The organism is Pseudomonas sp. TAE6080, assembly GCF_018732265.1.
Lineage (GTDB): Bacteria > Pseudomonadota > Gammaproteobacteria > Pseudomonadales > Pseudomonadaceae > Aquipseudomonas > Aquipseudomonas brenneri.
In genome coordinates this window covers 25,525-45,199 of the sequence record NZ_JAHIDY010000045.1, presented here as the reverse complement: position 1 = coordinate 45,199, position 19,675 = coordinate 25,525, and the positions used below count along the sequence as shown (strand labels likewise).

Sequence of the window (19,675 nt, the reverse complement as noted above, 5' to 3'; positions counted from 1 at the left end):
AAAGCTAGCAGCGTGAGAACCGAAAAGAATGTCCGAAATTACTGGACCAGTTCAAGCCAGCTCCCACAGTTGATCGGGTTTGCAGTTCAACAATTGTTTGTTAGGTCTCATCCCGGAGTCTGGCAATGCCATTACGCGAAGCGTGTTTGTGGGAACAACTGACCCCTGGCCGGCCGGATCGCGCCGCGCTCAAGGGCGAAGTTAAAGCCGATGTGTGCGTGATCGGCGCTGGTATCACCGGCTTGTCAGCGGCCATCCATTTGCTGGAGCAAGGCAAAAGTGTGTGCGTGCTGGAGGCCCATCGCACCGGCCATGGCGGTTCGGGGCGTAACGTGGGCTTGGTCAATGCCGGGATGTGGATCCCCCCGGACGAGATCGAGGCCGGTTTCGGCACGGCGGTGGGCAGCCAGCTCAACCGCATGCTCGGTGCGGCACCGTCCCTGGTGTTCAGCCTGATCGACAAGTACAAGATTGATTGCCAGTTGCGCCGTGAGGGCACCTTGCACATGGCGCACAACGCCCGTGGCGAAGCCGACCTGCGCAGCCGCGAGGAACAGTGGAAGCGCCGTGGCGCGCCCGTCGAACTGTTGACCGGTGCCGCGTGCGAGCAGGCCACCGGGACCAAAAAGATCGCCGCGGCCTTGCTCGACCGGCGCGCCGGTACCTTGAACCCGATGGCCTACACCAGCGGCCTGGCCAATGCGGCGGTGAGCCTGGGCGGGCAGTTGTTCGACCATTCCCCGGTGACGCAACTGGAGCGCCAGGGCCAGCACTGGTCTGTGCAAACTGCCCAAGGCGCGGTGCAGGCTGCACACGTGGTGATCGCCTCCAATGCCTACACCGAAGGTGAGTGGACGGATTTGCGGCGCAATTTTTTCCCCGGCTATTACTACCAAGTGGCTTCGGCGCCATTGAGCGATGACGCTGCGCAACAAATCCTCCCGGGCGGCCAGGGTTCCTGGGATACGCGCCAGGTGCTGAGCAGCATCCGCCGCGATGCCGAGGGGCGTTTGTTGCTGGGCAGCCTGGGCAATGGCAACCAGAAGCCGGCGTGGTTCCTCAAGGCCTGGGCCGACCGTGTGCAGCAGCACTACTTCCCGTTTCTCAAGGCGGTGGATTGGCAATACACCTGGACCGGCTGCATCGCCTTCACCCCGGACCACTTGATGCGCCTTTTCGAGCCTGCGCCCGGCTTGGTGGCGGTCACTGGCTACAACGGGCGTGGTGTGACCACGGGCAGCGTAGTGGGCAAGGCATTTGCCGATTATTTGTGCCACCAGGATCCCCAGGCCCTGCCAATTCCGTTCGCCCCCATGCAACCGCTGGCCGGGGTGGGCCTGCGCAGTTGCCTGTACGAGGCCGGATTTTCGCTGTACCACGCCGGCCAATGCCTGCGAATTGTCATCTGATCAGCGAAATACCCCTCAAAAGCCGGCATTTTCTTAGCCGGCTACTAATCTGTATTGGTGCGAGTCGTAGCAGTGACGCACTGTAAATGTGCACTTCCGTTACGCCCATGGTTACAGATGATCAAGGGTTCGCTTGATGGCTGGCTGACATCAGTTTTTCGGGCGGGTTTCACCCTTTTCTTTCATTGGTTGCACCTTTGCGAGCTAGACGGTTGCACGTCCCGCCAAAAAGGCCCCGAAACACCTGTAATAACAATGACACCGTGTCTTTCTGAAATAAAAAAACGCAATGGCACGCTGCTTGCTCTGAGCTTTTAGTGAAGGTTTCAAGTGAAAGTTTGAAGTGAAATTGCAGTGCCCATTCAACAAAAAACTCGGAGCACCACTCATGTCCCAGACGTTTTACAAGAAAGGTTTCCTGGCCCTCGCGGTAGCTGCCGCGCTGGGTGTTTCTACGTTTGTTCAAGCTGATGTGAAGATTGGCGTAGCGGGGCCGATGACCGGTGCCAACGCTGCCTTCGGTGAGCAGTACATGAAAGGTGCCCAGGCGGCAGCTGACGTTATCAACAAGGCCGGCGGGATCAATGGCGAGCAGATCAAGCTGGTGGCCGGTGACGATGCGTGCGAGCCCAAGCAGGCCGTGGCCGTGGCCAACCGCCTGGCTGACCAGGACAAAGTGATCGGCGTGGTCGGGCACTTCTGCTCCTCGAACACCATTCCAGCCTCCGAGGTGTATGACGAAGCGGGCATCATCGCAATCACTCCAGGCTCCACCAACCCACAAGTCACCGAGCGTGGCCTGGGCGCCATGTTCCGCATGTGCGGGCGTGACGACCAGCAAGGCATCGTGGCCGGTGACTACATCGTCGATGTGCTCAAGGGCAAGAAAGTCGCCGTCATCAACGACAAGGACACCTACGGCAAAGGCCTGGCCGATGCCACTGCGGCACAGTTGACCAAGCGCGGCGTCAAGCCCGTGCTGGAAGAAGGCCTGACCCGTGGCGAGAAAGACTTCAGCGCCCTGGTCACCAAGATCCGTTCCCTGGGCGCCGACGTCGTGTACTTCGGCGGCCTGCACCCGGAAGCCGGTCCACTGGTGCGCCAGATCCGTGAAGCGGGCCTCAAGGACGTCAAGTTCATGTCCGACGATGGTGTGGTGACCGATGAACTGGTCGCCACTGCTGGTGGTGCGCAGTACGTCAATGGCGTCTACATGACCTTCGGTGCTGACCCGCGCCTGCTGCCCGACAGCAAGGCGGTGGTGGAAGAGTTCCGCAAGAATGGCACTGAGCCAGAAGGCTACACCCTGTACGCCTACGCTTCGATCCAGGCCCTGGCAGCTGGCTTCAACGGCGCCAAGTCCAACAAGGGCGAAGACGCGGCCAAGTGGCTGAAAGCCAACCCGGTGCAAACCGTGATGGGCAAGAAGGAGTGGGACACCAAGGGTGACCTGAAAGTCTCCGATTACGTGGTCTACCAGTGGGACAAGGACGGCAAATACCACCAGTTGGAAAAGCAGAAGTAATCAACCAGCCACCACCGACCCCTTGTGGGAGCCGGGCTTGCCCGCGATGACGGATTGACAGCCAACACCTGTGTTGAATGTGAAACCGCTATCGCTGGCAAGCCAGCTCCCACATTGGATCGAGGTTGCCCGGGCCATGGTGTCCGGCACCCAATCTGTCTTTTCCTCCAGAAGGGCCGCACACCCAACGGTGTGCAGGTCCTCACCGCGTGAGATTGCGTTATGGATGGTATTTTCCTGCAGCAACTGGTCAACGGCCTGACCCTCGGGTCGGTCTATGGCCTGATCGCCATCGGCTACACAATGGTCTATGGCATCATTGGCATGATCAACTTCGCCCACGGCGAGGTTTATATGATTTCCGCTTACCTCGCGGCGATCAGTCTGGCACTGCTGGCTTACTTCGGCCTCGAATCCTTTCCGCTACTCATCCTTGGCACGTTGATATTCACCGTGGTGGTCACCGGCGTCTACGGTTGGGTCATCGAGCGTGTCGCCTACAAACCGTTACGTAACTCCACCCGCCTGGCCCCGCTGATCAGCGCCATCGGCATTTCGTTGATCCTGCAAAACTACGCGCAGATCGCCCAGGGCGCCAAGCAACAAGGTATTCCGACCCTGCTGGCCGGCGCCTGGCGCGTCGATATCGGCACTGGGTTCGTGCAGTTGACCTACACCAAGGTCTTCATCCTGGTCGCGGCCTTTGCCGGCATGGCGCTGCTGACCTACATCATCAAGTACACCAAGCTCGGCCGCATGTGCCGCGCGACCCAGCAAGACCGCAAGATGGCCTCGATCCTGGGGATCAACACCGACCGCGTGATCTCCTACGTGTTTGTCATCGGTGCCGCCATGGCGGCCCTGGCCGGTGTGCTGATCACCCTGAACTACGGCACGTTCGACTTCTATGCCGGCTTCATCATCGGCATCAAGGCATTTACCGCCGCGGTACTTGGCGGCATCGGCTCCCTGCCTGGGGCGATGCTGGGCGGGATCATCCTGGGGATTTCCGAGTCGCTGTTCTCGGGGTTGATCAACTCTGACTACAAAGACGTGTTCAGTTTCTCCCTGCTGGTGGTGATTCTGATTTTCCGTCCCCAGGGCCTGCTTGGTCGCCCACTCGTGGCGAAGGTGTAAACATGTCTGCAGCCAAATCTATCGATATCAAGAAAAGTGTGGTCGATGCAGTCCTCGCCGGGCTGATTTCCCTGATCGTGTTCGGGCCCATCGTCGGCGTGGTCCTGGACGGCTACAGCTTCAACCTGGAACCGGCCCGCGTGGGCTTGCTGGTGGCCATCGTGATGGTCGGGCGCCTGGTCATGAGCCTGTTCCTGCAAACCCCCAAGGGCTTGAAGATTCTCCAGGGTTTTGAAACCTCGGGCTCCGGTGTGCATGTGCTGGCGCCGGACTACAAGTCGCGGCTGCGCTGGATCATCCCGGCGCTGATCGTGATCGCCATCGTCTTTCCGTTTTTCGCCAACAAGTACCTGCTGACCGTGGTGATCCTCGGGTTGATCTACGTGTTGCTGGGCCTGGGCCTGAACATCGTGGTCGGCCTGGCCGGCCTGCTCGACCTGGGTTACGTGGCGTTCTACGCCATCGGCGCCTATGGCCTGGCCCTGGGTTACCAATACCTCGGGCTAGGGTTCTGGACGGTGCTGCCGCTGGCGGCCATCGCTGCTGCGCTTGCGGGGTGCATCCTCGGGTTCCCGGTGTTACGAATGCACGGTGACTACCTGGCCATCGTGACCCTGGGTTTTGGTGAAATCATTCGCCTGGTGCTCAACAACTGGCTGTCGTTTACCGGTGGGCCGAACGGCATGCCGGTGCCATCGCCGACGTTCCTCGGCCTGGAATTCGGCCGGCGGGCCAAGGAAGGCGGGGTGCCGTTCCATGAGTTCTTCGGCATTGCCTACAACCCCAACGTGAAATTCCTGTTCATCTACATCGTGCTGTTTCTGGTGGTGCTGCTGGTGCTGTACATCAAGCACCGCCTGACCCGCATGCCGGTGGGCCGCGCCTGGGAGGCCTTGCGCGAGGATGAGATTGCCTGCCGTTCCATGGGCCTGAACCACGTGCTGGTGAAGCTTTCGGCGTTCACCATTGGTGCGTCCACTGCTGGCCTGGCCGGGGTGTTTTTTGCCAGCTACCAGGGCTTCGTCAACCCGTCGTCGTTTACCTTCTTCGAGTCGGCGCTGATCCTTGCGATTGTGGTGCTGGGCGGCATGGGTTCGACGGTGGGCGTGGTGATTGCCGCGTTCGTGCTGACCGTGGCACCTGAACTGCTGCGCAGCTTCTCCGAGTACCGCGTGCTGCTGTTTGGCGTGCTGATGGTGGTGATGATGATCTGGCGCCCACGGGGCTTGATCCGGATCAGCCGAACCGGGGTGACACCACGCAAGGGGGTGGCGCCATGAGCAGGGAAGTCGTTCTCAATGTAGAGCACCTGATGATGCACTTCGGTGGCATCAAGGCCTTGAGCGATGTGAGCCTCAAGGTCGAGCGCAACTCGATCTTCGCCCTGATCGGCCCCAACGGTGCCGGCAAGACCACGGTGTTCAACTGCCTGACCGGTTTTTATACGGCCAGCGGCGGCAAGATCGAACTCAACATCCGCGGCAAGCAGACCAACGTGATCCAGTTGCTGGGGGAACGTTTCAAGCCCACCGACTTTGTTTCACCCAAGAGCTTTTTCAGCCGGGTGTACTACAAGATGTTCGGCGGCACCCACCTGGTGAACCGCGCCGGCCTGGCCCGCACGTTCCAGAACATTCGCCTGTTCAAGGAAATGTCTGTGGTGGAAAACCTGCTGGTGGCCCAGCACATGTGGGTCAACCGCAACATGCTGGCGGGCATCCTCAACACCAAGGGCTACCGCAAGGCCGAAAGCGATGCACTGGACCACGCCTTCTACTGGCTGGAAGTGGTGGACCTGGTGGACTGCGCCAACCGCCTGGCTGGCGAGTTGTCCTACGGCCAGCAGCGCCGCCTGGAAATCGCCCGGGCCATGTGCACCCGGCCGCAGATCATCTGCCTCGACGAACCGGCTGCGGGCCTCAACCCCCAGGAAACCGAAGCCCTCAGCGCGATGATTCGCCTGCTGCGCGACGAACACGACCTCACAGTGGTCTTGATTGAACATGACATGGGCATGGTGATGAGTATTTCCGACCACATCGTGGTGCTGGACCACGGCAACGTCATCGCCGAGGGCGGGCCGGAAGCGATCCGCAACGACCCGAAAGTGATCGCGGCCTACCTGGGCGCCGATGAAGAGGAGTTGGTATGAGTACACCTATCCTCGAAATGAAGGATCTGGACGTGTTTTATGGCCCGATCCAGGCCTTGAAGAAAGTCTCGCTGCACATCGACGAAGGCGAAACCGTCAGCCTGATCGGCTCCAACGGCGCGGGCAAGTCCACACTATTGATGTCGATCTTTGGCCAGCCACGGGCCGAGTCGGGGCAGATCCTGTACCAGGGCGTGGACATTACCCACAAGTCATCCCACTACATCGCTTCCAACGGCATCGCCCAGTCCCCGGAAGGGCGGCGAGTGTTCCCCGACATGACCGTCGAGGAAAACCTGCTGATGGGCACCATCCCCATTGGCGACAAACACGCCAGCGAGGATATGCAGCGCATGTTCGAGCTGTTTCCACGGCTCAAGGAACGGCGCAACCAGCGCGCAATGACCATGTCCGGTGGCGAGCAGCAAATGCTCGCCATCGCCCGGGCGCTGATGAGTCGGCCCAAGCTGTTGCTGCTCGATGAACCGAGCCTGGGGCTGGCGCCGATCGTGGTGAAGCAGATTTTTGCCACCCTGCGTGAGTTGGCCGCCACCGGCATGACCATCTTCCTGGTGGAGCAGAACGCCAACCACGCGTTGCGCCTGTCTGACCGGGCGTATGTGATGGTCAACGGCGAGATTCGCCTCACAGGCAGCGGCAAGGAGCTGCTGGTCAACGAGGAAGTACGCAACGCCTACCTCGGCGGGCACTAAATAATCACACGCTGTACGCAAGACCCCTGTGGGAGCGAGCAAGCCCGCTCCCACAGTGTTTTGGGGTGTTCTCAAGCACGCCGGCAAATTGTGGAAAACAAATCCACACACCTCCCAAAGCGCGACATATAGCCGCCGCAAATCCCTGTTTTGTCACACAAATGACTTGTCCCCATCCGCTGTGGAACCGGCTGTGGGTAACATGGGAGTAGCTGGCTGCAAGCCTTTATTTACAAGGCTTACAGCGCGGTGGTTGTTTTTTGAACAGGCTCTTTTTTGTGGGGCCCGGCAGGGTTTGTCAACCTGTTCAAAGACACAGGTGTATGACCGAAAGATGACGTTCAGGCCTGTGGATAAGTCTGTGATTAAACTCTGGAAAGACCTCCGTAGAGGCCGGTTTTACTGGCCTGGAGCCATGCCCCTCGACACATTCGTTTGCAGAGGCCTACATATGGCCGGTCCAAGGTCAAGCAAAAAACTTTTTGAATCGCCCTGAAAGCCTCGTACTCAGCGGCCTGCAGGGTTTCGTACTTGCCCCCAAAGACTGTGGGCGCAGCTGTGGATAACCTGCGCGCACATGGCTGTAAGCCACGGTTTATAGGGCATTGGTTGAGATGGTTAAAAAATGATCAGGCGTGTATCAAGTTGTGTGCTTAGCGGTTGCCGGGACGGCGGGGTAAGGGCATTCTGCTGGCTGATTTTTTCCCGATGCCCGCAAGGAGAACACCATGTCCAACACGCTGTTTATTACTGGCGCAACCTCAGGTTTCGGCGAAGCCTGTGCCCGTCGCTTTGCCGAGGCCGGCTGGAAACTGGTGCTCACCGGTCGTCGTGCCGAGCGCTTGAATGCCCTGGTCGAAGAGCTTTCCAAGCAGACCGAGGTGCATGGCCTGGTGGTGGACGTGCGTGACCGCAAGGGCATGGAAGAGGCGATTGCCAGCCTGCCACCGTCGTTCAGCAAGCTGCGCGGGCTGATCAACAATGCGGGCCTGGCGGTGGGCACGGATCCTGCGCCCAAGTGCAGCCTCGACGATTGGGAAACCATGGTCGACACCAATATCAAAGGCCTGCTGACCACCACCAGCCTGCTGCTGCCGCGCCTGATCGCCCATGGCCGTGGCGCCGGGATCATCAACCTGGGCTCCATCGCCGGCAACTACCCATACCCGGGCAGCCATGTGTATGGCGGCTCCAAGGCGTTCGTCAAACAGTTCTCCCTGAACCTGCGCTGCGACCTGCAAGGCACCGGCGTGCGCGTGACCAACATCGAGCCGGGGCTGTGCGAAAGCGAGTTCTCCCTGGTGCGCTTCGGCGGTGACCAGGCGCGTTACGACGCCACCTACGCCGGCGCCGAGCCGATCCAGCCGCAGGACATTGCCGACACCATCTTCTGGGTGATGAACACCCCGGCGCACGTGAACATCAACCGCCTGGAACTGATGCCGGTGAGCCAGACCTGGGCTGGGTTTGCGATTGAGCGTGGGGCCAAGTAAGGCTTGAGACCGCGTCGCCTGTTTCGCGAGCGCTCCCACACTTGGATTTGTGAACACAGTCGAATGTGGGAGCGGGCTTGCCCGCGAAGGCGTCAGATCGGTCAAAACAGGGCATAAGGTACACTCCACTCCTGAAAACCCCACCGCACCCAGCGGTTTAAAGGTTTTGACAGGAGGATATGTGAGTAACCGAGGTGAGCAGGCACTGCTCAAACAATCGACCATCCTGATGTTCGCCGTGGCGATCGCCGGGATTGTCACGGGTGTGATATCAGGCGCCCAATCCATTTTGTTCGATGGCTTTTTCTCGCTGATCGCAACCTTTATCAAGGTGCTGATGCTGATCACGGCCAAGCTGATCGCCAAGAAAAGCAACGAGCGCTTCCAGTTCGGCTACTGGCACCTGGAGCCCATGGTGTTGCTGATCGAGGGCAGTTTCCTGCTGTTGATTGCCATCTACGCGTTTCTCAACGGGGTGTTCGGCATTATCAATGGCGGGCGCGAGATCGAGTTGGGGCTGGTGATCATCTATGCCGCGGTGTTTACCGTGGTCGAGTTCGCCTATTTCTTCTACGTGCGCTACCGCAATCGCACGCTCAAGTCGTCGTTGATCCAGTTCGACAACATCAGTTGGCTGGTGGACGCCATGCTCTCCGTGGGCCTGCTGGTGAGCTTCCTCGCTGCGTTGCTGCTCAAGTCCCAGGGCTATGGCGAATGGGCGGTGTATGTCGACCCCTTGATCCTGATCCTGCTGGCCCTGAGCATGCTGGCGCCGGCCTTGAAGATCCTGCGCCCGGCCTTGCGCGATGTGCTGGGTATTGCGCCGGACCAGTTGGACGACAAGGTGCGCGAAGTGATGGATGCGGCCCAGGCACGGCATGGCTTCGATGACTATGTGTCCTACGTGCAGAAACACGGGCGGGCGCGGTTTATCGAGATTCATGTGGTGTTGCCGGCCGATTACCCAGTGGATAAGGTTGCGACACTCGACGGGCTGCGTGAAGAGATATCCACAGGGCTGGGCGCGGCGGACAAGGCGCGCTGGTTGACCATCAGCTTTACCGGCGATCGCAAGTGGATTGCTTGACCGGCCGTTAGACCGAGGTGAGGCTATCGCAGGCAAGCCAGCTCCCACATTCGACCACATTCCAAAGATGGAACTCGGTCAAGTGTGGGAGCTGGCTTGCCTGCGATGGGGCCAGAAAGTTCAGCCAAGAAACTCGATCAACCCCTGATAGCACGTCGCCAAATGGTAGGGCGTAGTCGACGGCATATCCCGCCGGCTCACCTCACCCTTGGCATCCAGGCACTCATTCCAGCCCTTTGCATGCAGGAAATGCTGCTGCAACGCCAGCAACTGGCGCTCCAGCACCGCTTCGCTGCCTGGCCGCAGCGTCAGCGCGCGCAGATATTCGGCCTGGGCCCAGATCCGCTGGGTGCCGTCGCACACGCTGCCATCGAGTGCCAGCATCCCGCTGACTGCACCGCTCACGTTATCCACACCCATCTGCTCGGCATAGCCAAACGCCCGGCTCAGCGAAGCGTGCAAGGGCGTGCCGCGCAGTACGGACGAGGACTCCAGCAGGAAGAACCACTCGAACTGGTGCCCCGGCTCGAACCAGTTATCCACAGCGCCCAGGGGTTTTTCCATCATCACGCCGTGCTGGCGGTCGATAAAGCGTTGCTGCATGGCCGTCGCCAGTGCCAGCAGGGCCTGTTGCACCGCAGGGTCTTCACGCACCGCGAGGGTGGCGAGGAAACCTTCGGCCAGATGCATCAGCGGGTTTTGCAGCGGGCCGGATTTGAGGGACGACCAGTCGCGCTCCAATGCGGCCTCATACAAGCCGTCGCCCGTGGCAAAGCGCTCGGCGACCACTTCCAGGGCGGCGTTGAGCACCGACTCCACCAGCGGCTCGCGGACCTTGGCCCAGTAATGGGCGCAGGCGAAGATGATAAACGCGTGGGTATACAGGTCTTTGCGCTTGTCCAGCGGCTTGCCGTGGGGGTCGATGCTGTAGAACCAGCCACCGTGCTCGGCGTCGTGGAAGTGCCGTTGCAGCGAGCGGAACAACGCCGCTGCACGTTCTTGCGCAAAGTCCTTGCCGGGCTCGCCGATCAGGCTGGCAAACACATACAGCTGCCGGGCGCAGGCCATGGCGCGGTAGCGCTGCGGGGCCAATGGCTGGTGATCGGCATCCAGTGCTTCATAGGGCAACGCCAACTCGGCATTCCAGCCTGGGCCCTGCCAGAGCGGCACGATCAGGTCGTTGAAGTGCGTGAGCACAGCATTCAGTTGAGGCTTGTTGGCAGAGCTTGGAGCGATGGGCATCGGCTGGCGTCGTCACGGCAGGGGTGTTTGCCGCGCATGTTAGCAGGCTTGGGGGCAGCGGTGGTTTTGCTACCGCTTTCGCGAGCAAGTCGAAGAGGCCCTCAACAGCGCTGCATCACTCAGCTCGCCAGCAACCAAACCCCAGTCGCCGCCGAAGCCGCCCCTGCCACCCGCACCAGCGGCGCCGCCGCTGCCGGCAGAAAGCGCACCACTGCATAACCCGCCGCGTGCAGCACAGCCGTCGCGCCGACAAACCCGGCCGCATACGCCCACGGGCTGGTCATGTCCGGCAGTTCCAGGCCGTGAGCCACGCCGTGGAACAAGGCAAACACAGCTGTTGCAGCTACCGCCACCGCCACGGGTGGACGAATCGCCAAAGCCACTGCCAGGCCCAGGGCCAGCACCGACGCCGCAATCCCGCTTTCTAGGGCCGGCAAGGCCAACCCTTCAAAACCGAGCACGCCACCGAGCAGCATGGTGCCGACAAAGGTGCAAGGCAGGGCCCAGCGTGCCGCGCCTTGTTGCTGCGCCGCCCACAGGCCGACGGCCAGCATCGCCAGCAAATGGTCGAGGCCGCCGAGGGGATGGCTGATGCCGGCTACCAGGCCATTGTCGCCGTGACCCGGATGGGCAAAGGCCAGGGCCGGGACCAGTAGCAGGGCGAGGGTGGCAAACAGTTTGTTGAGGCTCATAAGACAGCTCCTTGATAAGAGGGATCAGGCTGCGGTCAGCAGGCCCTGGCGTTCGATAAAGGCGACGATTTCGTCGAGGCCGACGCCGGTTTTCTGGTTGCTGAACACAAAGGGTTTGCCATTGCGCATGCGCTGGGTGTCGCTGTTCATCAGCTCCAGCGAGGCCCCGACCAGCGGCGCCAGGTCGATCTTGTTGATCACCAGCAGGTCGGACTTGCAGATTCCCGGTCCACCTTTGCGCGGCAGTTTGTCGCCGGCTGATACATCGATCACGTAGATGGTCAGGTCCGACAGTTCGGGGCTGAAGGTGGCCGAGAGGTTGTCGCCGCCCGACTCCACCAGGATCAGGTCGAGGCCGGGAAAGCGTCGGTTCAGTTGATCAACCGCTTCGAGATTGATCGATGCATCTTCACGGATCGCCGTGTGCGGGCAGCCGCCGGTTTCCACGCCGATGATCCGCTCGGGCGCCAGGGCCTGGTTGCGCACCAGAAAATCGGCGTCTTCGCGGGTGTAGATGTCGTTGGTGACCACCGCCAGGTTGTAGCGATCACGCAGGGCCAGGCACAGCGCCAGGGTCAAGGCGGTCTTGCCGGAGCCAACGGGGCCGCCGATACCGACGCGCAGGGGTTGTGTGTTCATGGGGCTCTCCTAGGAACGGAACAGGCGGCTGTACTGGCGCTCGTGGGCCATGCATGCCAGGGACAGGCCGAATGCGGCGCTGCCAAAGTGATGAGGGTCGCGCTGGCTGGCGTCCTGCTGGGCTTGTTGCAGCAGGGGCAGCAGTTCGCTGGTCAGGCGTTGGGCGGCTTGCTGGCCCAGGGGCAGGGTTTTCATCAGCACGGCCAATTGGTTTTCCAGCCAGCTCCAGAGCCACGCCGCCAGGGCATCGTCGGGGCTGATCGTCCAGGCGCGAGCCGCGAGCGCCCAGCCCAGGGCCAGATGCGGCTCGCGGGTTGCTGCAAGAAAATCGCGGGCGGCTTCATCCAACTCCGGCAAGCCATTGAGCAGTTGTTGCAGGGAATAGCCCATCTGCCGGCTCTCCTGGAACAACTCACGGGTTTCCCGGCTGGCGCGATGCTCCTCGCAGAGTTGGCGCAGGCGCGGCCAGTCCTGGGCTGCGGCGGCCTGGCAATGGGCGAGCAGCAACGGCGCTTCGAAGCGCGCCAGGTTGAGCAGCAACTGGTCGCTGATCCAGCGTCGGGCGCTGTCGGCATCACTGACACGGGCATTCTCCACGGCCATTTCCAGGCCCTGTGAGTAGCTGTAGCCGCCAATCGGCAATTGCGGACTGGCCAGGCGCAACAGCGCCCAGGCCGGGTTCACAGGCGCACGCCGAACTGATGCAGTTTGGGCGGGTAGTTGAAGTCTTCATCACCGTGGCGCGAGTGATGATGACCGCCACCATAGGCGCCGTGTTCTGGCTGGAACGGCGCTTCGAGGGTTTCGGTATGGGCGCCCAATTGCTCCAGCATGGCCTTGAGCACGTAGTCATCGAGCAGGCGCAGCCAGCCGTCTCCCACTTGAAGGGCCACGTGGCGGTTGCCCAGGTGATAAGCCGCGCGGGTCAGTTCGAAGGCGCTGCTGCAGGTGACATGCAGCAGTTGTTCAGGGCGAGCGCAGACGCGTACGACACGTCCGTCTTCAGCCTGTAGGAACTCTCCGTCATGCAGCGGCGACTGGCCGCGCTCCAGAAACAGGCCGACGTCTTCTCCCTCGGCACTGAAACAGCGCAGGCGGCTTTTGCTGCGAGCTTCGAAGTTCAGCAGCAACTCTGCGGCCCAGACGGGTTGGGGGGCGATTCGGCGGTGGATCACCAGCATCAGGAAGCTTCCAGCTATGAGCGATAAACAGGCTAGAGCAAGGGGCTTGCCAATCTGGCTGGATGTAGGAAAACGACGTAGGAATCGAGTGTCTGCCACTCATTGGGGCAACAGATTGCGCGAGACATGACTCATTTTGGTGCGCGATCGCGGCTTTTGGCGCCGAAATTGTGCAGCTGGTTGCGGGCTTCAGGAGCTTTGGGATGTGTCTTACAACGATCTGAGAGTTTCCGTTCATCTCGCTCTACGTCGTTTCACTAGGATTTCGCCCCTTCTTTAATCCATCGCGACGTTCATCATGTTCAAGTCATTTTTAGGTGTAGTTATTGTCGGCCTGTTTGCGCTGACGTCATCGTCCTGGGCCAACGTCAGTAAACGCGGCGCGTCACTGGCCTCGTTCAGTTCCGTGCCCAGGCCTGCCATCGACAACGTTGTCGACCGCGCCTATGAATTGTTGGGCAAGCCTTACAAATTGGGAGGGGCATCGGTGGATCAGGGGTTCGATTGCAGCGGTCTGTTGGTCTATCTGTTCAAGACCCAAGCCAATATTGCTATCCCGCGCACCACCTCGGCGATGCACCGCTCAACGGCGGCAACGATCAAGCGCGATGCGCTGCAACCCGGCGATGCGGTATTTTTCAGGGGCAATGGCAGCGGCCAGGTTGGCCATGTCGGCTTGTACATCGGCGAAGGCAAATTCATTCATTCGCCGCGCCCGGGCAAAAGCATCCGCATTGATTCGCTGGCCAACACCTACTGGAAGAAGAACTACACCACCGCCAAACGCTTCTACGCGGTGCGTTGATCGTTCTATTCGGCGCTGCCCAGGCCTTGCCAGTGCTTGAGACCGATAAAGATAAAGCGCAGTTGCTGGGTGATCTTGGCCTGGGGCGTGAGGTGTGCCGGCAGGGCGGCGGCGGGCGGGTCGATGATGTCGGGCAGGGTGGCGAACACGCTCTTGACGATCAGGTCGGCCATCACATGCAGGCCCTCGGCATCCAGGTGCTGGAGCTTGGGCATCAGCGTCAGGTCGGCCGCCAGGTCCGAGGTGATGTCTTCGCGCAAGGCGCCGATGGCTTGGCGCACGGCCAGGCAACCGCCGTATTGCTCGCGGGCGAGGAATAAAAACTGTGAACGGTTGGCCGCCACCACATCGAGAAAGATCCGTACCGAGGCATCGATGATGCCGCCCATGACGAATTCATTGTGGCGTACCAGGCGGATGGTGGCACGGAAGGTCTGGCCGACCTCACTGACGAGCACCAGGCCCAGTTGGTCCATATCGGCAAAGTGACGGTAGAAGCCGGTCGGCACGATGCCAGCGCTCTTGGCCACTTCCCGCAGGCTCAGGCTGCCAAACCCTCGACCACCCTCCATCAGATGGCGGGCTGCGTCCATCAAGGCAAGGCGGGTCTGTTGCTTCTGTTCGGCGCGGGGGAGCATGGGCGGGTGGGCTTTGTAGGCAAGGACAGCGACGCACTCTAGCAAATCAACTTTACCGGCGTCGAACTTGAAACAGGACAAAGGTGGTGCGGGTCACACAAAGTCAAAGCCCGATCGCTGGGGATCGGGCTTTTTTCAGGGCCAGCACAGGCTTAGCTCGTAGCTTTATGCATTTCAGCCAGACGGTCGGAACCGCCTTCAGCTACGGCGTTACGTTCTTGCAGACGGTCAGAACCACCTTCAACCAGACCTTTCTGCTCCAGGCGATCACGGCCGCCTTCAGCTACGGCATTGCGTTCTTGCAGACGATCCGAGCCGCCTTCGACCAGACCTTTCTGTTCCAGGCGATCACGGCCACCTTCAGCTACGGCATTGCGTTCTTGCAGACGATCCGAGCCACCTTCGACCAGACCTTTCTGTTCCAGGCGATCGCGGCCACCTTCGGCAACGGTCTGGCTGATGTGTACAGCGTCAGATTTGACTTGTGGGATCGCTTGTTCTGCAGCTGGCAGGGCGAAAGCGCTGGTGGCCAGGACAGAGAGTGCAACACTGAGCAGTAATTGGCGTTTCATGATGAGTTGCTCCTTGGGAGGGCGATAAAGTGGGTACAGGGCTAATGCTACTCTCGATAACTCGATATAAAAGTTCATAAACACAATGGTAATAATCAACAGAATTGATTGTTCTACGCGGGGGCTCTAGAACGCGCGTCTCAAGCACGCGCTTTTGCACCGAGGTGGGTATTTTCGACACGGGTGTGGGTAACAACGGTGCGCCGTTGATGAAAGAAGCTGTCGGATTAGTCAGAAAAAGCGCTTTTCGCCGCTAATTCCACTCTGCGGTTAAACCCCCAGGCCATTTGCCAGTCGTAGCCATATAAGCTTTAGTCCTTGCGCGCGTTGCCACTGGCACGCGCAGTCGTAATCAGGAGCCCTGTGCAATGACGCGCACTCGTAAAATTCTCGCCTGGAGCAGTGCTTGCTTCGTTCTGTTAATCGCCGCCGTCGTGCTGATCCTGGTGTTCTTCGACTGGAACCGGATCAAGCCGCAACTCAATGCCAAAGTCTCCGAAGAGCTGCATCGCACCTTTGCCATTAATGGCAACCTGGCCGTGGTCTGGCAGCGCGAGCCGGACGAGGGTGGTTGGCGGGCCTGGGTGCCGTGGCCCCATGTGGTGGCCGAGGACCTGAGCCTGGGCAACCCCGAGTGGTCGAAAAAACCGCAGATGGTCAGCCTCAAGCGTGTCGAATTGCGTATCTCGCCGTTGGCCTTGCTGGCCCAGCGCGTGGTGATCCCGCGTATCGACCTGACCGAACCGAGCGCCGAGTTGCAGCGCCTGGCCGATGGGCGCGCCAACTGGGTATTCAAATTTGATCCCAAGGACCCGAATGCCGAACCGTCCAACTGGGTGGTGGATATCGGCGCTATCGGCTTCGACAAAGGCCACGTGACCCTCGACGACCAGTCGCTCAAGACCCGCCTGGATGTGCTGGTCGACCCGCTGGGCAAGCCGGTTGCGTTCAGTGACATCGTGGGTGAAGGGGATGCAAAAAAGGCCCTGGAGAAGGGCTCTGCCCCCCAGGACTACGCTTTCGGTCTCAAGGTCAGCGGTCAGTACCACGGCCAGAAACTCGCCGGCAGCGGCAAGATCGGCGGGTTGCTGGCCCTGCAGGACGCCGCTAAGCCATTCCCTCTGCAAGCCCAGGCCAGGATCGGTGACACCAGCATCGCCCTGGCCGGCACCCTGACCGACCCGCTGAACCTCGGCGCCCTGGATTTGCGCCTGAAACTGTCCGGTACCAGCCTGGGCAACCTTTACCCGCTGACTGGCGTGACCCTGCCGGATTCACCGGCTTACTCCACCGATGGTCGCTTGATCGCCAAGCTGCATGAACCCGGCGGCGCGTCGTTCCGCTATGAAAACTTCAACGGCAAGATCGGCAACAGCGATATCCATGGCGACCTGGCCTACGTCGCCAGCCAGCCGCGGCCCAAGCTCAGTGGGGCGCTGGTCTCCAATCAACTGTTGCTGGCCGACCTGGCGCCGCTGATCGGTGCTGACTCCAACGCCAAGCAAAAGGCCCGTGGCGGGATGAGCAAGCAACCGGCGACCAAGGTGCTGCCGGTGGAGGAGTTTCGCACCGAGCGCTGGCGCGATATGGACGCGGATGTCGAGTTCACGGGCAAGCGCATTGTCCACAGCGCCGAACTGCCGTTCACCGACCTCTACACACACCTGGTGCTGACCGACGGCCAATTGAGCCTGGAACCCCTGCGTTTTGGCGTGGCGGGAGGCAAGCTCAGCGCGCAAATCCGCCTCAATGGCCGCATCACTCCGCTGGAGGGCCGGGCGAAGCTGACGGCGCGCAACTTCAAGCTCAAGCAGTTGTTCCCCACCTTTGAACCGATGAAAACCAGCTTCGGCGAACTCAACGGCGATGCCGATATCGCCGGGCGTGGCAACTCGGTGGCGGCGCTCTTGGGCAGTGCCAATGGCGATCTGAAAATGCTCATCAACGACGGCGCGATCAGCCGTGGCCTGATGGAAATCGCCGGGCTGAACGTGGGCAACTATGTGGTCGGCAAGATGTTTGGCGACAAGGAAGTGAAGATCAACTGCGCGGCGGCGGACTTCGGCATCAAGACCGGCCTGGCCACCAGTCGGCTGTTTGTGTTCGATACCGAGAACGCGATCATCTACATCGATGGCACCGCAAACATGGCCAGCGAACAACTGGACCTGACGATTACCCCAGAGTCCAAGGGCTTTCGCCTGTTCTCGTTGCGCTCGCCGTTGTACGTCAACGGGCCGTTTATCAAGCCCAATGCCGGGGTCAAGGCGGTGCCGTTGATGCTGCGGGGTGCGGGGATGGTGGCGTTGGGGGTGATTGTCGGGCCTGCGGCGGGATTGCTGGCACTGGTGGCGCCGAGCGGTGATGTGCCGAACCAATGTGTGCCGCTGTTGCAGCAGATGAAGGAAGGCAAGGCGCCGAAGACGGTGAAGGGCTGACTGACGAGCCCGAAACCAAAATGTGAGTGCTACGCGGCGCAAAAAGTTTTATCGGATGTTGCCGGGTGTCATATCGATTGCTGCAGGGCTGGTCTAGGATCAGCTCAATCGCCTCTTTGACGGACGTTCGCCCCATGCCGCAGTCATTGGCTACTCGTTATCCCCTGGTCCTGGTGCCGGGCATGCTCGGGTTTGTGCGGCTGGTGCTGTACCCGTATTGGTACGGGATCGTCCCGGCATTGCGTGCCGGCGGGGCGCAGGTGTTTGCGGTGCAGGTGGCGCCGCTCAACGCCAGTGAGGTGCGCGGCGAGCAGTTGCTGGTGCAGATCGAACAGATACGCCGCCAGACCGGCGCCGACAAGGTCAACCTGATCGGTCACAGCCAGGGTTCGCTCACCGCCCGCTACGCAGCAGCTAAACGCCCGGAGTGGGTGGCCTCGGTCACCTCAGTGGCCGGGCCCAATCACGGTTCTGAACTGGCGGACTACTTGCACACCCACTACCCGGCCGATAGCGCCAAGGGGCGGGTCATGAGTGCGTTGTTGCGCCTGGTGGGCGTGGTGATGGGGCTGCTCGAAACCGGCTATCGCGGCCCGCGTTTTGCGGCGGATATCCACGCCTCTCATCAGTCACTGACCAGTGAGGGCGTGGCGCTGTTCAATCGCCAGTACCCCCAGGGGTTGCCAGATACCTGGGGCGGGCAGGGCGCCGAGGAAGTGAACGGTGTGCGGTATTACTCCTGGTCCGGCACCTTGCAGCCGGGCAAGACCGATCGCGGGCGCAACCTGCTGGACGGCACAAACCGCAGTTGCCGGCTGTTTGCGCGCACCTTCGTCAAGGAGAAAGGCCAGTGCGATGGCATGGTCGGGCGCTACAGTTCACACCTGGGCACGGTGATTGGTGATGACTATGCGCTGGACCATTTCGATATCGTCAACCAGTCACTGGGCCTGGTGGGCAAGGGCGCCGAGCCGATTCGCCTGTTTGTCGAGCATGCGCAGCGCTTGAAGGCGGCCGGGATTTAGCGCCTTACCGGCGTCGTCCAGCGCTCCGACAAAATCACCCCACCCAACGTCAGCACGCCCCCGACCAGGTGATACAGCGCCAACTGCTCCTTGAGCACCACCGCGGCAATCAGCGCGGTGATCAACGGCAGCAAATTGAAAAACAGCGTGGTGCGGCTCGGCCCCAGGTTTTTCACCGAATGCATCCACGCCAATGGCGCGATCATCGACGCCAGCAGGCAGGCATACACCACCAGGCCAATATTCGAGGGGCCCAGGCCGACCTTGTCCGAGGCCAGGAACAGCGGAAACAGCACTACCACCGCCACCAGCACCTGCAAATACAGCAACACCAGGGGCGGCAGGCGCAGTTGCCATTTTTTCAGCAGGGTGCTGTAGATCGCATAGGCCAGCGTGGCCACCAGCATCATCGCGTCGCCCAGGTTCACCCCGTGTTGCAGCAGCGCGCCGAGGCTGCCGGATGACACCACCACCGCGACCCCGGCAAACGACAGGACTGCACCGGTCAAGGCGCCGAAGGTCAGGCGCTGGCCGAGACTGATAATGGCCGCTGTCAGGGCCATCAACGGCATCAGCGACAGGATGATCCCCATATTGGTGGCGCTGGTCAGGCTCGCCGCGTAGTACGCCAGGCTCTGGTAGACCGCCATGCCGAGCACACCGAGGATGACGATTTTGCCCAGGTTGGGACGGATCAGCGCCCAGTTGGCAATGACCGGCTTGAGCATGAACGGGGTAAACAGGATGGCCGCCAGCAACCAGCGATAAAAGCCGATCTCGGCCGGGAATATCGAGCCCACGGCGAGTTTGTTGACCACGGTATTGCCAGCCCAGATAAAAATGGCCAGCAGCGGATAAGCGTATTGCATCGCAAGGAACCAGGAACGTTAGTGAGGCTTGATTATCCTTTGTCTGGATCGAAGCCTA

The 19,675-nt window shown here is 60.8% G+C and carries 19 protein-coding genes; 11 read left to right on the top strand and 8 right to left on the bottom strand.

The genetic code is table 11. The annotated features are described in order from the left end of the window. The first annotated feature begins 125 nt into the window (after positions 1–125). The 8 genes from amaA (at position 126) to KL786_RS25065 (ending at position 9,516) form a co-directional block, all read left to right on the top strand. A complete protein-coding gene (gene amaA / locus KL786_RS25100; RefSeq protein ID WP_215519337.1) occupies positions 126–1,409 on the top strand; it encodes an L-pipecolate oxidase in 1,284 nt (427 codons plus the stop codon). Positions 1,410–1,797: 388 nt separating this feature from the next. Next, complete coding sequence (locus KL786_RS25095) at positions 1,798–2,934, top strand: branched-chain amino acid ABC transporter substrate-binding protein (protein WP_032862014.1); 1,137 nt, start codon at positions 1,798–1,800, stop codon at positions 2,932–2,934. Between the two features lie 222 nt (positions 2,935–3,156). Continuing rightward, the gene (locus KL786_RS25090; RefSeq protein ID WP_029300506.1) at positions 3,157–4,071 is read left to right on the top strand and encodes an ABC transporter permease subunit; all 915 of its coding nucleotides are present in this window, start codon (positions 3,157–3,159) and stop codon (positions 4,069–4,071) included. A gap of 2 nt (positions 4,072–4,073) precedes the next feature. Next, positions 4,074–5,351: a high-affinity branched-chain amino acid ABC transporter permease LivM gene (livM, locus tag KL786_RS25085; RefSeq protein ID WP_032862010.1), complete on the top strand. Its 1,278-nt coding sequence runs from the start codon at positions 4,074–4,076 to the stop codon at positions 5,349–5,351. Beyond that, entirely contained in the window at positions 5,348–6,223 is an 876-nt protein-coding gene (locus KL786_RS25080) for an ABC transporter ATP-binding protein (RefSeq protein ID WP_215519336.1), read from the top strand. The genes livM and KL786_RS25080 overlap by 4 nt, the downstream gene beginning before the upstream one ends. After that, on the top strand, positions 6,220–6,936 hold the full coding sequence (locus KL786_RS25075; protein ID WP_032862008.1) for an ABC transporter ATP-binding protein: 717 nt from the start codon (positions 6,220–6,222) through the stop codon (positions 6,934–6,936). The genes KL786_RS25080 and KL786_RS25075 overlap by 4 nt, the downstream gene beginning before the upstream one ends. Before the next feature lie 728 nt (positions 6,937–7,664). Then, positions 7,665–8,429 (top strand): SDR family oxidoreductase, encoded by a 765-nt coding sequence (locus KL786_RS25070; protein WP_032862006.1) that lies wholly within the window; start codon positions 7,665–7,667, stop codon positions 8,427–8,429. A gap of 181 nt (positions 8,430–8,610) precedes the next feature. Next, positions 8,611–9,516: a cation diffusion facilitator family transporter gene (locus KL786_RS25065; protein WP_215519335.1), complete on the top strand. Its 906-nt coding sequence runs from the start codon at positions 8,611–8,613 to the stop codon at positions 9,514–9,516. A 120-nt stretch (positions 9,517–9,636) separates the two neighbouring features. Here KL786_RS25065 and KL786_RS25060 read toward each other — a convergent pair whose 3' ends face one another. The 5 genes from KL786_RS25060 to ureE all read right to left on the bottom strand — a co-directional run bounded on the left by KL786_RS25060 (position 9,637) and on the right by ureE (position 13,270). Then, positions 9,637–10,758: an AGE family epimerase/isomerase gene (locus KL786_RS25060; RefSeq protein WP_215519334.1), complete on the bottom strand. Its 1,122-nt coding sequence runs from the start codon at positions 10,756–10,758 to the stop codon at positions 9,637–9,639. Between the two features lie 119 nt (positions 10,759–10,877). Continuing rightward, positions 10,878–11,450 (bottom strand): HupE/UreJ family protein, encoded by a 573-nt coding sequence (locus KL786_RS25055; RefSeq protein WP_215519333.1) that lies wholly within the window; start codon positions 11,448–11,450, stop codon positions 10,878–10,880. A 24-nt stretch (positions 11,451–11,474) separates the two neighbouring features. Further along, positions 11,475–12,089 (bottom strand): urease accessory protein UreG, encoded by a 615-nt coding sequence (gene ureG, locus KL786_RS25050; RefSeq protein ID WP_017849719.1) that lies wholly within the window; start codon positions 12,087–12,089, stop codon positions 11,475–11,477. Between the two features lie 9 nt (positions 12,090–12,098). Continuing rightward, the gene (locus KL786_RS25045) at positions 12,099–12,773 is read right to left on the bottom strand and encodes an urease accessory protein UreF (protein ID WP_215519332.1); all 675 of its coding nucleotides are present in this window, start codon (positions 12,771–12,773) and stop codon (positions 12,099–12,101) included. After that, positions 12,770–13,270, bottom strand: a complete 501-nt coding sequence (gene ureE, locus KL786_RS25040) for an urease accessory protein UreE (protein WP_215519331.1) — start codon at positions 13,268–13,270, stop codon at positions 12,770–12,772. Before ureE ends, KL786_RS25045 begins: the two co-directional genes overlap by 4 nt. 298 nt (positions 13,271–13,568) lie before the next feature. Here ureE and KL786_RS25035 point away from each other — a divergent pair, with 298 nt between their 5' ends. Then, positions 13,569–14,075, top strand: coding sequence for a C40 family peptidase (locus KL786_RS25035; protein ID WP_215519330.1), 507 nt, complete (start codon positions 13,569–13,571; stop codon positions 14,073–14,075). 5 nt (positions 14,076–14,080) lie between these two features. On the opposite strand, the gene KL786_RS25030 is transcribed toward KL786_RS25035, so the two are convergent. Further along, positions 14,081–14,713 (bottom strand): TetR family transcriptional regulator, encoded by a 633-nt coding sequence (locus tag KL786_RS25030; RefSeq protein WP_215519329.1) that lies wholly within the window; start codon positions 14,711–14,713, stop codon positions 14,081–14,083. Between the two features lie 152 nt (positions 14,714–14,865). Further along, positions 14,866–15,285 carry a hypothetical protein gene (locus tag KL786_RS25025; RefSeq protein WP_082445654.1) on the bottom strand — a complete coding sequence of 140 codons (420 nt, stop codon included), beginning with the start codon at positions 15,283–15,285 and terminating at the stop codon, positions 14,866–14,868. A gap of 368 nt (positions 15,286–15,653) precedes the next feature. On the opposite strand from KL786_RS25025, the gene KL786_RS25020 reads away from it, so the two are divergent. Further along, on the top strand, positions 15,654–17,723 hold the full coding sequence (locus KL786_RS25020; RefSeq protein ID WP_215519328.1) for an AsmA family protein: 2,070 nt from the start codon (positions 15,654–15,656) through the stop codon (positions 17,721–17,723). A 134-nt stretch (positions 17,724–17,857) separates the two neighbouring features. After that, the gene (locus tag KL786_RS25015) at positions 17,858–18,748 is read left to right on the top strand and encodes an esterase/lipase family protein (RefSeq protein WP_215519327.1); all 891 of its coding nucleotides are present in this window, start codon (positions 17,858–17,860) and stop codon (positions 18,746–18,748) included. Here the strand turns inward: KL786_RS25015 and KL786_RS25010 are convergent. Next, complete coding sequence (locus tag KL786_RS25010) at positions 18,745–19,617, bottom strand: DMT family transporter (protein WP_032862390.1); 873 nt, start codon at positions 19,615–19,617, stop codon at positions 18,745–18,747. The genes KL786_RS25015 and KL786_RS25010 overlap by 4 nt on opposite strands. Between the last annotated feature and the right edge of the window lie 58 nt (positions 19,618–19,675).